The 15572-nt window shown below is 33.6% G+C and carries 17 protein-coding genes; 3 read left to right on the top strand and 14 right to left on the bottom strand.

Translation table 11 applies throughout. From position 1 onward, the window contains the following. The first annotated feature begins 64 nt into the window (after positions 1-64). Positions 65-1528: an aminoacyl-histidine dipeptidase gene (locus HOO91_20425; GenBank protein NOU19932.1), complete on the top strand. Its 1464-nt coding sequence runs from the start codon at positions 65-67 to the stop codon at positions 1526-1528. 48 nt (positions 1529-1576) lie between these two features. Here HOO91_20425 and HOO91_20430 read toward each other — a convergent pair whose 3' ends face one another. Both HOO91_20430 and HOO91_20435 read right to left on the bottom strand, forming a co-directional pair. Then, positions 1577-1732 carry a rubredoxin gene (locus tag HOO91_20430; GenBank protein ID NOU19933.1) on the bottom strand — a complete coding sequence of 52 codons (156 nt, stop codon included), beginning with the start codon at positions 1730-1732 and terminating at the stop codon, positions 1577-1579. A gap of 81 nt (positions 1733-1813) precedes the next feature. Next, positions 1814-2194, bottom strand: a complete 381-nt coding sequence (locus tag HOO91_20435; GenBank protein NOU19934.1) for a DUF1987 domain-containing protein — start codon at positions 2192-2194, stop codon at positions 1814-1816. Positions 2195-2387: 193 nt separating this feature from the next. On the opposite strand from HOO91_20435, the gene HOO91_20440 reads away from it, so the two are divergent. Both HOO91_20440 and HOO91_20445 read left to right on the top strand, forming a co-directional pair. Beyond that, on the top strand, positions 2388-4595 hold the full coding sequence (locus HOO91_20440; GenBank protein ID NOU19935.1) for a hypothetical protein: 2208 nt from the start codon (positions 2388-2390) through the stop codon (positions 4593-4595). A gap of 1 nt (position 4596) precedes the next feature. Continuing rightward, the gene (locus tag HOO91_20445; protein NOU19936.1) at positions 4597-5010 is read left to right on the top strand and encodes a hypothetical protein; all 414 of its coding nucleotides are present in this window, start codon (positions 4597-4599) and stop codon (positions 5008-5010) included. Here the strand turns inward: HOO91_20445 and HOO91_20450 are convergent. The 12 genes from HOO91_20450 to HOO91_20505 form a co-directional block, all read right to left on the bottom strand. Then, positions 5003-6073: a galactose mutarotase gene (locus HOO91_20450; GenBank protein NOU19937.1), complete on the bottom strand. Its 1071-nt coding sequence runs from the start codon at positions 6071-6073 to the stop codon at positions 5003-5005. The two genes, HOO91_20445 and HOO91_20450, sit on opposite strands and share 8 nt — an antisense overlap. Positions 6074-6152: 79 nt before the next feature. Next, complete coding sequence (locus HOO91_20455; protein NOU19938.1) at positions 6153-7061, bottom strand: aldo/keto reductase; 909 nt, start codon at positions 7059-7061, stop codon at positions 6153-6155. 197 nt (positions 7062-7258) lie between these two features. Beyond that, on the bottom strand, positions 7259-9718 hold the full coding sequence (locus HOO91_20460) for a glycoside hydrolase family 31 protein (protein ID NOU19939.1): 2460 nt from the start codon (positions 9716-9718) through the stop codon (positions 7259-7261). A gap of 261 nt (positions 9719-9979) precedes the next feature. Then, positions 9980-10768 carry a Fic family protein gene (locus HOO91_20465; protein ID NOU19940.1) on the bottom strand — a complete coding sequence of 263 codons (789 nt, stop codon included), beginning with the start codon at positions 10766-10768 and terminating at the stop codon, positions 9980-9982. Positions 10769-10927: 159 nt separating this feature from the next. Beyond that, complete coding sequence (locus HOO91_20470; protein NOU19941.1) at positions 10928-11227, bottom strand: type II toxin-antitoxin system RelE/ParE family toxin; 300 nt, start codon at positions 11225-11227, stop codon at positions 10928-10930. Next, positions 11209-11445: a hypothetical protein gene (locus HOO91_20475; protein ID NOU19942.1), complete on the bottom strand. Its 237-nt coding sequence runs from the start codon at positions 11443-11445 to the stop codon at positions 11209-11211. Before HOO91_20475 ends, HOO91_20470 begins: the two co-directional genes overlap by 19 nt. 268 nt (positions 11446-11713) lie before the next feature. Further along, a complete protein-coding gene (locus HOO91_20480) occupies positions 11714-12004 on the bottom strand; it encodes a nucleotidyltransferase family protein (protein ID NOU19943.1) in 291 nt (96 codons plus the stop codon). 95 nt (positions 12005-12099) lie between these two features. Further along, entirely contained in the window at positions 12100-12414 is a 315-nt protein-coding gene (locus HOO91_20485) for a DUF86 domain-containing protein (GenBank protein ID NOU19944.1), read from the bottom strand. Positions 12415-12427: 13 nt separating this feature from the next. Then, positions 12428-12733, bottom strand: coding sequence for a nucleotidyltransferase domain-containing protein (locus HOO91_20490; protein NOU19945.1), 306 nt, complete (start codon positions 12731-12733; stop codon positions 12428-12430). 100 nt (positions 12734-12833) lie between these two features. Then, positions 12834-13664 (bottom strand): DUF1566 domain-containing protein, encoded by an 831-nt coding sequence (locus HOO91_20495; protein ID NOU19946.1) that lies wholly within the window; start codon positions 13662-13664, stop codon positions 12834-12836. Between the two features lie 8 nt (positions 13665-13672). Continuing rightward, positions 13673-14668, bottom strand: coding sequence for a hypothetical protein (locus HOO91_20500; protein NOU19947.1), 996 nt, complete (start codon positions 14666-14668; stop codon positions 13673-13675). 12 nt (positions 14669-14680) lie between these two features. After that, positions 14681-15346, bottom strand: a complete 666-nt coding sequence (locus HOO91_20505; GenBank protein ID NOU19948.1) for a hypothetical protein — start codon at positions 15344-15346, stop codon at positions 14681-14683. Positions 15347-15572: the final 226 nt, after the last annotated feature.

The raw sequence follows: 15572 nt of genomic DNA on the forward strand, positions 1-15572 counted from the left end.
TCCATCCTAATTTTCAATAGGAAAAATAAAATACTAAGTTTACCCCATTATAATTTGTAATACTATGAATCGTATCGAACAATTACAACCAGCGGAAATATGGAAGTACTTTCTTGAAATTTGCAAGATTCCACGACCATCAAAAAAAGAAGAGAGGATTGCAAAATATCTAATGGATTTTGCGAACGAACATAACCTAGAGGCTTTCCAGGATGAGGCTGGAAGCGTTGTAATTAGAAAGCCAGCAACAGCTGGTTTTGAAAACATACAACCTGTAGTATTGCAGAGCCATATAGATATGGTATGCGAGAAAAATAGTGATACTGTTTTTGATTTTAATACAGATCCAATCACTCCTTTTATTGATGGAGAATGGGTTAAAGCAAAAGGAACTACTCTTGGTGCCGATGATGGTATTGGTATCGCATCGCAGCTAGCAATACTATCCTCAATAACTATTAATCATGGACCGATTGAGTGCCTCTTTACTGTTGATGAAGAAACAGGATTAACGGGTGCTTTTGAGATGAAACCTGGCTTTTTTAATTCTAAGATTTTATTAAATCTTGATTCTGAGGATGAGGGTGAACTTTTTATAGGATGTGCAGGAGGGCTCGATACCGTTGCAACATTTGCCTATGATGAAGAGAAGGTTCCTAGCAACTTTACTGCCTTTAAAGTGACTGTTAAAGGTTTGAAAGGGGGGCATTCCGGGGATGATATTGAAAAGGGATTAGGAAATTCAATAAAAATTATTACTCGATTCCTTTGGAAGAGTACAAATAAATTTGATTTAAGACTATCAGTTCTTGACGGTGGTAATTTACGAAACGCTATTCCAAGAGAAGCATGGGCGGTTATTGTGGTTCATATTGATGACAAAGCACTTCTCTTAAAAGATTTTGATTTATACAAATCAGAAATAATCAATGAGATTCAAGATGTTGAACCAGGTATTATTGTGTCAATTGAAGATCATGATTTACCTGAGTTCGTTATTGATGAGCCAACTCATTTTGATTTATTAAATTCCTTATATGCTTGCCCTCATGGAGTAATTTCAATGAGTAGACAGCTTAAAGGGTTGGTTGAGACCTCAACCAATCTTGCATCGGTTAAGTTTATTCAAGATCATCAAATACTGGTAACAACTAGCCAAAGAAGTTCGGTTGAGTCATTAAAGCACGATATTTCAAATATGGTTGAAAGTGTTTTTAGATTGGCCAATGCAAATGTACAACACTCTGAAGGCTACCCTGGATGGGCTCCCAATACAAACTCAGAGATACTGAAAATTACAAGAACAGCATATAAAAAGTTATTTGGGGTAGAACCTGTTGTTCGAGCTATTCATGCTGGTTTGGAATGCGGTTTGTTTTTAGAGAAATACCCCTATCTTGATATGATTTCATTTGGACCAACCATAAAAGGTGCACACTCACCTGATGAGCGACTGAATATTCAAACTACACAAAAATATTGGGATCTTCTATTAGAGGTCTTATCTAAAATACCAACAATAAACTAAACAAAAACTGCCTGATGGCAGTTTTTTTGTTTAATCCTATATCCTAAATTACATTATCCTTTCAAAATGTTCTTTTGATACACCACAAACTGGACATACCCAAGAATCTGGAATATCTTCAAATCTAGTATTGGGTTCAATTCCATGCAAAGGATCACCATCCTCAGGGTTATAGAGATAACCACATATCAAACATTTATACATAATTACATCTTGGGAATTATCAGAAAGGTTTTAGAAAGGCAATTTTCTTTTTTGTTAAATTAAGCATATTCAATAGGAGTCCTATACAGATTCAATTAGTTTTATTGGAACCTTAAGTAATGATTGAAAATCTTTTCCTAATCCCCTAATAGTATCATCGTCTTCTTCGTAGTACCAAGTAATAGAAATATCATGGCCTTTAATATAGCACTCATCAAGTAGTTTAAAGATTGCAAAGATAAAACGGTTAGATCCACTATTTATATATTCAATCCTAAAATTCACTTTTGTGAATTTTTCTGGATTTTCAATATAATTACTGATCCAACGAATTAACGGTTGATAAAAAGAAACTGCATCTTCGGGTATAGATCTGCCCGAAAGCTGTATTACACCAGATGAAAAATCAACTTCGGGTGTTTTGGTCGTTCCCTTTATATATAATCCTGTAAGTGATGACATAAAATCGTTTTTAAGGTGAAACAATTCTATAACGGTAAAGATACAAAAAAAAGGAGAGAATTGTTCAAAACCACAAATTATTACAAAAATGCTTTCTATAAAAAACAGTGGATATCTTTAGTAGATGATAATGAAGATATAAATTGGCTATATGGCATAAATTTTGTTGAATTTTTTATAGAAAAACCATAGCATGATCATTAAAAAATACCTTTTATTGGTTCTATTTTTCCTTGCCATTTACCCTTTTTATTCTTTTTCACAGAATAATTCGCTAAACCTAGCAAATAGTCCAAATCTAAACGAACTTTTTCTTTCAAGTATTGATTCTGGAAATTACCAACTGGTTTCATATTTATTGCTTAAAGGAGCAGATCCAAATTATTTTAATAAAAAAGATTCAATTCAGTTTGAGTATTCAGCCCTAATGTTAGCTACGTTTCATGGAGACTTTGATATTGCTAGTTTACTGATAAAAAAGGGAGCGGATGTTAATTATAAAAACTCCGATGGAACTAATGCTTTAATTGTTGCTGCTAAAAGAGGATATTATAATATAGCTGAATTATTAATAAAAAATGGATCAAATGTCAATAATAGAACAATAAACAAGAGTTCAGCATTATTTGAAGCAGTTAAACAACTTAATGATAGTATAACTAATCTTTTGTTAGTGAATAAGGCACAAGTCAATGTTAATAATCGATTTAACCTAACACCTTTGCAATACTCAACTGGTTATAATCTTCTCTATTTTAAGCTAAATGGAGAAAATAATATAGATGAAGAAATAGATACTTTTATTCATCATACTAAAGCTAATAAAATTAGTGAAATGCTTATTAATGCTGGCGCAGATTTAAATGTTAAGGATATTTATGGTTTTACACCTTTATTGGTTGCCACACAACTTAATAATTTAGAACTTGTTAAAACACTATGTACGGCAGGTGCAGATCCTAATTTGGCCTCATTCGATAGAGTTACACCTTTGATGTATGCTACTAGTATGAATTATTCTGAAATTGCTAGAATACTTTTTAAAAATGGAGCTCATGTAAACTATTTTTCTATAGAGGGTAATTTGTATCTTTTACCATCGCCAGATGAGTTATTAGTAATAAATTCCGATTCAGGAAAATATGAGTCGGTTAGCTATTTAATAGAGCATGGTGCCAATCCAAACTACTCAAATGAAGAAGGTGTTAATGCATTAATGTATGCTTCTGATAACGGATCTTATAAAATAGCGAAGCTACTAATTGAAAAGGGAGTCGATGTAAACAGTAAGCCTAATGATGGAAATACTGCTCTGTTTGCTGCTGTTAGATCTAATAGCGATAGTATTGCGGAACTTCTAATTCAAAATAATGCCAAAATAGATATTCAAAACAAAAATGGGTTATATCCATTACACTATGCTGCGGGCTTAGGATATCCAGTAATGACGGATTTACTTTTATATTATGGAGCAGAGCCCAATGTTATAGATTCAGATGGTAATACACCACTAATGACCTCAGCCTATGCTGGTGCATATAGCGTGACTGAAACTTTAATTAATTCAGGTGCTGATATAAACTTTCCTGATAAAACTGGAATTACTCCATTAATGGTTGCCTCACAATTTAATGATACCACACTTATTCGTATGCTTTATAATACTGGAGCAGATCTTGATAAAGTCAATTCTAGAAAAGCGAATGCATTATCAGTTGCAATAAAAAACAACTCGATTGATGCGTTTAAGATGCTTGTTAATTTCGGGGCTAAAGCTAAAGATTCCATTTTAACAAAGAGTTTATACCAGCAGTCGGTTGAATCGAGTGATTATGATATATCAACATTTCTTAAGGGTAAAGGTTTGAATACAAAGTTGAAACCTAATATCAGTAGAATTAATTTTTATACTGGTTTTTCATCAAGTAGTTATGATTTTATGGTCGATTTTGGGTGTGGTGTATATGAGTCGATTTCGAAGATGATGGTTAATTTTGGGTATAAATATAGACCATTCTCAAGCAGAGTACTTGAATATAGAAATTCATCATTCTACCAACTTTGGGAGAAAAGATATGCTTTCTACCTTTCTTTACAACATCTTTTTGTGCTTAAAAGAAATTATTTAAAAGGTAATGTTGGTATTACACCTGGACTAAGCAATGAGTTAACCTGGAGTTACTATAGGGGATTAGAAAAAGGGTCTGGGGCTAAATGGGTTATTGCTCCAAGCTTAGGTCTTTTCTATCAAAGAGAATTGTTTACGATGATTGGGAAGTGGGAGATAGCCAATTACAATACTCAAGTAAAAGATTTTAATCGATTTAGTTTACAGCTAATAATGACTATTCCAACGTACAAAAAAATAATCAATAACAAGAGAATTAATTGGCTAGATTAGGATGAAAAGTGGAATTTTGATATTTATTATTCTTATTTCAGTGTTGATACCTTACTCCTGTGAGGATTCAACTTTTATTGTCGATTGCGATAAATGCTATGAAGCATTATCTCAAGATATTAATTTGGAGTTAAAAATAACAATCGATGTATCCAACCAAAATGTTCCAATTACTTTATATCGTGGGAAAATTGATAATGGAGAGATTATTCTAGAAGATACTACCTCGTTGAGTAGTTATTATAAGAGTGTAGTAGCGGGCGAATACTATTCAGCAGTTGCAAGATACGTGCATAATGGTAGAGTAATTTATGCCGTAGATGGAAGAGAGTTAAAAATTAAATTAGAGAAAAGTGCTTGTAACGAGGCATGTTACACAATTCATGGGAGTATTCTAGATTTGAGAATTAAATAGTTGAGAATTTATATACTATTGTTTCATTGTAGGATTCATCTGAGTTTAATTTGATACTTTGAAAGTTGGGATGGTTTGGTGCATCAACAAAATATGAAGGTTCAATGCAAAAAGCGGAATGTCTTCCATAAACTTTTCCATTGCTAATGGGGTATATAGTGTTTAGAAAGTTGGAGGTGTAAAATTGCATACCCGGTAAAGTTGACAAGACTTGTAGTGCCCTTCCAGTATCAGATTGGTGAATTTCAGCCATTATATTTGTACTTCCCTTTTTGTAATTTTCGGTGATAAGAAAATGGTCATAACCTTTGGTGTTTGAAACAGGTTCTACATTTTGATTTATTCCAAGACCTATTTCAGTTAGTTTTCTGTAATCTAATACTGTATTCTTAACACTAAGAATTTTTCCAGTTGGAATTAAATCCTTATCGGATTCGAGAAAATTGCTTGACCACAATTTAATTCTATGCTTGTAAATATCATTAGTAACTCTTCCATTGAGGTTGAAATAGGCATGATTTGTCATATTTACCATTGTCGTTCTATCTGCAAAAGCGCTCATTTTTATTTCAATGGAATTATTCTGTAGCAGTGAATATCTAACTCTAGCAGTTAATGTTCCTGGATAACCCTGATCACCATGAGGGCTAATGAGTTGAAATTCTACATGAGGAATATCACCATCATTATAATTAACTATATCCCATAAATTGGATTCGAAACCAACTTTACCCCCATGCAAATGGTGATTTCCTAAGTTTTTTGATAAAAAATAGGTTTCTCCATCAATATCAAATTTGGCGTTGCCTATTTTATTTGCTACTCTTCCTATAGTTGCCCCAAGGTAAGGATGACCCTTCAAATAGTGATCCAAGCACGAATAACCTAGTATAACATCATCAAATTTCCCATTTCGATCAGGTACCCACGATGAAACAATCCTTGCCCCATAATCTGTAATCTGAACCTTTACACCATTGTTATTTTGTAGTGTAAAAATATGAACAGGTTTGCCATCGGGCATTTTCCCAAAATTGTTGATAAATGGGTCTTTTGAAATCATATTTTTCTAAGGTTTTGCAATTGCTGATGAAAAATCTGATTATAAAATTAGAGTGATGAATTAATTCATGTTGATGATTTTATGGAACTTCTACCCCTGTTGAAGCATTATAAATCTTATACCACTGTTCAGTACTCATTTTAATATTTAAGGCCTCAATTGCCAGTTTAATGCGCTCTATTTTGCTTGTTCCTGCAATTGGGATAATGGAAACAGGGTGATTTAATAACCAGCTGTAAATTACCTTATCTACTTTATCTACATTAAGTTCTATGGCTACTTCGGATAGAGTCTTGAAAAGTCGTTTTCCCTTTTCATCCTGAGCGATAATTAGTTTGCCAGTAGCCAGGGGCGACCATGCCATGGGTTTAATTCTCTCTTTCAGGAAAAAATCGATATTCCCGTTTTGGAAGTGCTCCAAACAGTAAGGCGAAATCTCAACTTGGTTGGTTAAGAGTTTTTCATCAGTATATGAATTAAGCATTTCGAACTGAATGGGGGTGAAATTTGAAACTCCAAAGTGAAGTACTTTTCCACTCTTTTTTAGGGTTGAAAAGGCTTTAGCAACCTCTTCGGGGTTAAAGAAGGGTGCTGGACGGTGGAGTAGGAGCAGGTCGATATAATCAGTTCTAAAGTTGGATAATGATTTTTCAGTTGATGTGATGATATGGTCGAAGCTATAATCGTAGTAATTTATTTTTCTCTCTGGGAATTTATTGGATATCAGATTTATACCACATTTTGTGATAATTTGAATATCCTTACGAAGATTGGTTTTGAGGTTTAAAGCATCACCAAATAATTGCTCGCAGGTGTAATCGCCATAAATATCAGCATGATCAAAAGAGGTTATTCCTAGCTCGATTGCTTGCTGGGTAAGTTTTAGTATTTCCTGATTAGACATCTTCCAACTTACTAATCTCCAATGCCCATGAACTATTCGTGATAATTCAAAATCATTTGCTAGTTTTATTCTATTGGATATCATGCTTGGGGTTGTATTAAATTAAGGTTCGTATAACAATAGTTCGTTAAAGTATTTTTATTGATTTGTAACATATAGTTTTTGAGACATTTTGTGTTTTCGTGTATTGGTGGCAAAAATTTTAAAATAGCCACAAAATCACCAAGTCACCAAAATACACCAAATAGTTTGACCAATTGTATAAATAAAATCATTAAAAATTACCAAGTAATAACTACTTTATCCAAAGTATTTTCAAGTGCGATTCGTTTCACTTCTTGTTGATATTTTTTACCATTGCCAGTAGAAAGAGGATCTTTATCCGTTAGCGAGGTTAATATATCTGTTGTTATTGTTTGAACGCTGGTAATTTTACCATTCACTTTCAGGTTATCATTTAGGCCTGTAAATCCATGCATCATCAAAATAATTTTAGAGAATCTGCTTGTAAATAATCCTTCAGGCTTTTCGATTATGATTTGATTTCCAATTGGGTCAAATCGGAATGTACGTGTAAGGAAATTCCCTTTTTCATAGTTGAAAGAAGTACCATCATCTTCGTAATAGATAAATTCAGAATGATCTGTACCATTAAAAACGTGTAAGTAAAGAGTATCCGATTTTTCTGATGTATTTTGAATTATAGATTGCATTGGAATAAAACTTCCCCCTTTTGCAAAAACGGGCAACTTATCAATAGGGCATTCAACTTTATGTTCTTGATTTCCTTGATATTTTTTACCTGTGAAAAAATCAAACCAAGTACCTTTGGGTAGATATACACTGGTTAACTCTTTTGTGCTTTCAACTGGAGCAATTAGTAATGAGGAACCAAACATGTATTGGTGCTGATAGTTCGTGTTCCAGCATTTTTCATCAAAAGTATTGTCGATTACAAGCGATCTGCTAACGGGTAATCCTGATTTGTGCGCTTCGTAAAATGCAGAGTAGAGGTAGGGTAGGAGTCTGTATCGAAGTGAGATATAATTACGTGAAATGTTTTCTATTTCAGAGCCATACGACCATGGTTCGGACATGTTGTAGTCGTAGTGCTTATGCACTCTGAAAAATGGGGTAAAAGTTCCGATACTTAACCAGCGACCAAAGAGGTTGGATGAGGCATTGCCAAAGAATCCGCCAACATCAACACCTGAGAAGGCCATTCCGCTGATTCCAAGTGAATTTACAAGCCTACAACCAAGCATCATGTGCTCATCGCTTGCAACATTATCGCCTGTCCAAATTGCTGTATAGCGTTGTGCGCCAGAGTATGCTGCGCGGGTGAGGATTAAAGGGCGTTTGCCCATAAGGGACCGTGTACCCTCATAAGTGCTTCGAGACATTAACAATCCATAAGCATTTTTCCCTTCTCGATACGATGCGCCTTTGCCTTCCCAATTGAACCTTACTATTGATGAAGTTCTTCCACCGCCCCAGGAGGCTATTTCATTCATATCGTTCCAAAAACCTTCAACGCCATTCGATACATTACCACTGAAAAGATTACCCCACCATTTGCGAGCTTCTGGTTTAGTGAAATCGGGGAAATTGCACCAACCGGGCCATACTTGAGCTGTGTAGTCAGTGCCATCGGGATATTTAATAAACATATTTTGCTTAATACCTTCTTCATAAGCCGTATAGCCTTTCTCCACTTTAATTCCAGGATCGATGATTACAGCTGTATGAATCCCTAAGTTTTTCAGTTCGCTTATCATTGCACTAGGTTTGCTAAAGCGTTGAGGATGCCATGTAAAAACCTTATAAGCATCCATATAGTGAATATCAAGATAGATAACGTCGATAGGTATTTTCTTATCACGAAAAGTATGCGCAAGGTTCAAAACATTACTATCGGGGAAATAGCTCCAACGACTTTGCTGGTATCCTAAGCCCCAAACAGGAGGCATTGGTATGCGTCCTGTAAGCCAAGTATAGTTTTCGATAATTTTGGCAACGCTATTTCCTCCAATAAAGTAGTAGTTCATTTCGCCAGCATCGGCTCCAAAAGTTGAGAATCGGTTATTTGATGCACCAAAGCTGAAATGGCTTTTGAAGGTGTTATCAAAGAAAATTCCATAGGCAACATCATGGTGAATGCCAATGTAAAACGGAAATGTTGCGTATAGAGGATCTTGTGAAACGGGATATCCGGGTACATCGCTGTTCCAATTGGAATAACCTTCGCCACGCCTATCCAAGTTACCAGTTTTTTCACCTAGGCCAATGAATTTTTCGCCATCCTGAAGTTTCTTAAAGGTTGTAACTTCTTCGCCAACCCAAGTTGTTCCAAATGCTGGTTCGTCCTCATTCAGGAGTTTACCTTTGGAGGTCAGAAATTTAAAGCGTATGGGGTTTTTTGTTACTTCTATTCGAAGGGAATCGGTTTGTAAAGTTATAAACTCTTTTGTTTCAGATGTTTTTATAGCACAATGCTGTTGAGATTCGATAACCGCATAAGAAAAATCATCACCCACCATCTTATCTTTCACAACTCTGAGTCGAATAATTTCAGGATTATAAACCATTAGAATTGCAGTCCCGTTGGTAGTTTCGAAAGTAAAAGTGTTTTCGGATTTGCTATACTTTTTAAGCGTACCAAGGCTATTATCGGGGAAATGCTGAGCATTCAGAATTGTAGAAACCATTATAATTATGATGGTTGATAATAATTTTTTCATGCTATAAAATTTATGATTAATAAGTTTAATAGTTCGTTAAAGTTTAATTATTGTGTTTTTGTAATATTTTGTTTTTTAGTATATTGGTGGCAATAATTTTAAAATAGCCACAAAATCACCAAGTCACTAAAATACACCAAAAAGTTCACTGAACTATTGTAAGTTAAAACTAATATTTATGTGATGTAAGTTCGACTAAATTTATCTATCCGCTGCATACGAACGGCGAAGCCCTTACGAATACCTTTAGCGGTTGTGAAGTTATTTTTCCTCGTTTTCTTTTATGCTATTTATTGTCATCAGAGAGAAGTCAAAAGATTTAGTATAATCTAGGTCTGTATATTCTAAACCTAACTTCTTAATGTTTGCATAATATGCCTTTAAATTTCTATAATAATTTCGCTCCAATGGGACTGACACGGCTCGTTCTCCTATTTTTTCCTTTAGAAACCATTTTTCCAGCAATCTAGCAGCTCGACCATTGCCATCTAAAAAAGGATGTATTTTCACAAAGGTCAGGTGTATTTGTGATGCAAAATAGAAAGTATCCGTTTCATCGAGTTCATCTTCCAGTAACATCTCAATATCAATGAAAAGTTTTTCAAGTTCTCTAATTACTATCTTTGGCTCAGCCGCTACATATTCAATCCTATCTTGCTCGTTAATAACAAACATAGGGTTTGTTCTAATTTTCCCTTGTTGTGATTTTGGTAAAAGGTTAGAGCTTAAAATGGAATGTGCTTTCTTCAAGTTCTCAAAACTCAGGCGATTTTTAAAGATAAACTCATATGCTTTATATAAATCATCTGCTTTCCTTGTATAGTCGGGTTTAAACTTAACATTCAAGAATTTATGCTTGAAATAACTATCGAAGTCAATGTCTTCTCCTTCAATTTTCGATGAATATACAGATGAAACAGACGTGTAAAATTGAAAGTAGTCAACAGGAATTTGAAGTTTGGGAATAGAATTTAGGATAGTAAGAAAGTTCTGATCAACCGATTCTCTAAATTTGTCAAGTAGTTGTCCATGAATAATCTTAAAGTCCATAATTCTTATCTTTCTCCAAAGATACACTTTTCATGTAAAAAGCCATTCCGCCTACGAAATTTCATAACCGCTAACATAGCTGTGGTTGGAAATGTTGGGGAGTTAAAAACTCTGATTGGCTATAAGCTTACCGGCTGCTTACTCGATTGGCAATTGTTGCTACTTTATTCTTAAATCCTCATGGTTTTGTCGACAATCCCATATTGAATGAACTGTAATAATTTCGTTGTCAAACTCATAAAATAGTATATAGTCATCAACGATTAGTCCTCGAACAGATTCAATTTCTGTATTAAGACCAATGTCGGGATGTTTTAGTAAGACTTTAAGTTCTTTATTTAACCTTTGGTATAGTTTTGCGGAGTAAATCTTGCTCTTGTTTCTTTCAGCATAAAACTCCAATATTTTGAAGAGTTTAATCTCGGCTCTATGCGACCATATTATCTTGCGCTTAGCCATTTCGAAATTTTTTTATCTAAGAGTTCATGCTCAATATATAGACCTTGTTCAATCTCTTTCTTCGATTCAATGATTTCGTTTCTTTGTTCTGCCGTAAGAGTAATAACCTCTGTTTCGATTTTTGAATCGAGAATAGTCTTGATAGCCTTGAGAAATGATATGTCATTAATCTCTGCAATCCTATGAATCAACACTTTCTTTAATTCAATCGTTGTCATGATAAATCTTCTTTTTTTACAAAAATACAAATATTTTCATGTCAAGTAAAAATAATTGTTTGCATTCATCATGCAATTATTGCCAACGGTTTTGTGATTGGAAATGTTGGGGAGTTAAAAACCGAATATCTGTTCTATGCTAAACTTTTACTTATGACTTTGGCGTAAGAGCGAACCGTATCAGTCGAGTGGGGGGCTATGTGGTTTTATTATTTTCAATTATTGTGTACAATCAATCATATCATCTAATAACAATAATGTATCACGCTTAGACATATATTAAATCTGAATCAATTGATTTTAAGTATTTTTCTTTAATTCCTTTTTTTGAAACTAGATCCACCTTAAATCCAACAATAGTTTCCAACTCTTCGGCTAAATCGATAAATCTTACACCAATTTTATCAGAAAACTCTACAAGGATATCCAAATCACTGGAGTCATTTTGTTCTCTGCGAGAATAAGAACCAAAAATTGCCATTGATTTAATGGGATAGTCTTGAAATAATCTGCTTTTATGGCTACTCAAAGTATTTTTTATTTCTTGTAATGTTCTCATAGCCCCCAAATACCACTTTTATTCAACCAGAAATAATCATTATACCGAATTTTGAATTGCTAGAGTGGTTGCCATTAGTGTTGTACACTGGCTTTTTATTCATCCTTTAATAGAGTCTCAACTTGCTTTTGTAAGATTGGAAGTTGTTTTGAGATTATGCCCCAAATAATTACATCATCAATTCTGTCATAACCATGAATTACCCAATTTCGCAAATCAACTATTTTTCTTGCATCTTCAATCGGGAAATTAGAATCTATTTTCAGAATGCGACTAGCTGTTTCACCAATTATTTCAAACTCTCGCTCAATTCCTCGCTTAAGGAGTTTGTTGGTTTTATATGTATTAAAATCTCTGTTATCGCCAAGGTATTCATAAATAGAATCTATCGAGGTTTTAATGTCGAACAAGAACTTTTGTATTTCAAGTTACATAAATCAGCTGTTTAGTTTGTTCTATACCTTTTATGAAATATGGGTTCGAAAGAGAGTTTTCAGTTAGCAAGTCAATTCTACGTTTAAATAAGTCCTGTAATTTGTAATGTAAATCAAAATAGTTTTCGGTGTATTGTTCGATTGATAAATTGTCAAAAGAGATTAAAAGGTCAATGTCGCTGCTATCATTGAATTTGTCGGTACATACAGAGCCAAATGCGTACATTGTCCTTACCTTGTAAATTTCACAAAGTTTCTTTAAATCAACTATCCTATCAATTAGTATCTTATTCATTTCATCAACTTGAACTTGAGCCAAATGTACAACAATTATTCTATTTTATTTGCTTATGTCTTAGAATGCCGAGCGGGGGGGGCTACTTCAAAATGTAAATCTATAATGTATCTCGGACACAACGGCAATATGTTCTGTTAGTCACACCACCATCAGTACTGGAAAGTTCAATTTGTTGTCCAATGTTAAAATTAACTGCATAATAGTAATAATATGGTCCACCCCAAGCACCATCTTCTACATGACCAAGAGTGCGACTCCAGTAATACGGATAACCAAGACTACTATAATAATATGTATTAAATCCACCTATTTCTTCTTTTTTACCAAACATTTTTGCTAATTCTGTTATTGTAGGTAATCGCCAATTTGTGTAACCGCTTAAAACGGAATTTTCGCAATAAGAGTTTGCTTCTTCCCAAGTAGGATCATTTACCACGTTGTTATCACTAGAGTCTATCATTATGTTATCTAATGTATAAAAAGAAAGTGGCTTTGAATCAATGAGCAAGGTTTGAAAATTGAGTTCATTCCCATAAAATGTACCGAACTTATTCAATGAATAAGCTCGAACAAAATATGTAGTGTTCTTCTGTAAGTTGGTCAGACTTGCAGTGAAACTTCCTTCTTGAGGATTATCCACAGTAATAATGTAGCCACCATTTGTCGAAATCCGTTTTCCAATTATTTTAAAATCATTTGTTGTAGGATGGCTCGTTGTCGAATAACAAATGCCATTTTCATAAGGATAGGCATAAGCATAAGCATTTCTGTTGGAAATAATATCCAAATTTCCAGCAACTACGGCAGAAGTGGTCTTAATATCAGTAACTTCTATTGTTTTAATATTACCCTCAAGATACTTTTCTTCATTTTCTACACAAGAAAAACATAAAAGTGAAATTGCACAACATAACAAATATTTTCTCATAATAGTAATTAATTTATTATACCACCTATGCCAATTCCGATACCCCAAATGAATGTCCATCTGCTTTCGCTATCACGAAAATAACCTCCGTTAAGACTCAGTGTCATACCTGTTGCACTTATAAGATTGAACCCTGCAAGATACGACCAATCACATCTCATAGAATTTGGGTCTTTATAGAAAAAATGACCTTCATTTGTATTTTGCATTTCAGACTTTTCCATTTCTACTGTACCATAGTTTGCAGATAAAAATAAACTTTTAAAGGGATATATTTTAACTCCTATTGCTCCTCGGAAGCCAGCATATTTTTCTAAATCTAAACCATAGGTGCCTTGCCAACCAAATCCAAAAATATTACCGTGCCTCCCTTCTAAAGTTATTCCTATTACCTTACCGTAAACAGTACCACCCACCCCATTAAAATATATTTGATTGGAATACTTGCAATAGAGACTCTCTTCACATTTTCTTTGGCGTTCTTCTGCTTTCTTCCGATATTGTTCCTGTTTTTGTCTTTGCTCTTCTTCTTCTCTTTTCTGAATTTGTTCCTTTCTTTGCTCATCTTTATCATCGCATAATATTTCATCGGGAAAAAGAAGGCTGTTTCTTATCTCTTCTCTCGCAAAATTTCGTGGGAATAAAATGAGTACATAGTAAACATTTCTCACAGCATCAAAATTTTGTCGTTTGATTTTGAATTGTACTGATCTACCTTTGATTTTAAGTTTTTCTAATCCATTTATCAGTACTTCATTGTAAGTGGCATCTTCCATTTGCGTACCGTTTATTTCTACAATAAATGTTTTAATAGCTTCTGCTTCAGCCTTATTTTTTGCTATTGCAAGATTGCTATCAAAACCAAGCCCCGTCACATATACGAAATTATTGTCTTTACATTCAGGGGTTTTGCTAACCCAACATGGTGTTTGTGCATGTAAATCAATTAAAATAAAAAGCGAAAAATAGATTAAAATGCTATTTCCTAAAATTTTACTACTCATAATACTTTTATTTTATTCTTTAATTTTTAAATTGCTGGTATTTACAAACACTACCACTCTTGCATCATATATTCCATCATTAGGTGGGGCTCGATGTTTTGAGAAACTTTGATTAGAATCAATTTCATAAACCATATCGGACACATCATATTTTTTTAATTTTGGGTGTTGAAACAATTTTCTTTCGGCATCCTCTTTTGCATTTTTCCATGCCCATGTTGAATCTATCTTACCATAAGCTTCACCTATTTCACAAATTTTTTCAGATAAAATTTGAGGAGTTTCTTTTTTCTTTCCTGATTTTTCTTGTTTTTTTTGTACATCTTTAATAATCTTGTCATCATATTTTATTGTAGGCAAAATAACATTTTTAGGAGTATCTTCAGGGGTATCAACAACTGCAAGACTATCAACTGTTAGCGTTTTAATCGGTTGTTTATTTGTTATATATTCTGTAATAACAAAAATGCTTACTATTATTCCCAAAATAACACTTATACCAACAATAAGCTTCCAACCTTTTTTCAAAAGGGATAGAATTCCTTTTTCTGTTTGTTTATTGCTTTCCTGTGGCGTTATATTTTCCACTTTTTTGTTGCCCATTACCATATCACCATCAGAATAGACATCTCTACCTGCAATAATGTTTTTGGATTTATCAATTTTTATGAAGCTCATTATTTCATGTCTTTATTTTCAGTGCTCTTCATTTGCACTTTTTTTTAATGAACGCTAACTTGTTTACACCCACACCAAAGGTTTGTTTATACCCCTAAATCATGGATGTTAAAACACATCCTGTTTGTTTAACTTTTTTCTCAAACTTAGTAATTTATTCTAAATTATCAAAAAGCAATTTTGCCTTTTTTGGGATTTTAAAAAACAACCATATTCTATATTATAT

This window comes from Bacteroidales bacterium, from assembly GCA_013141385.1.
Taxonomy (GTDB): Bacteria; Bacteroidota; Bacteroidia; order Bacteroidales; family Tenuifilaceae; genus UBA8529.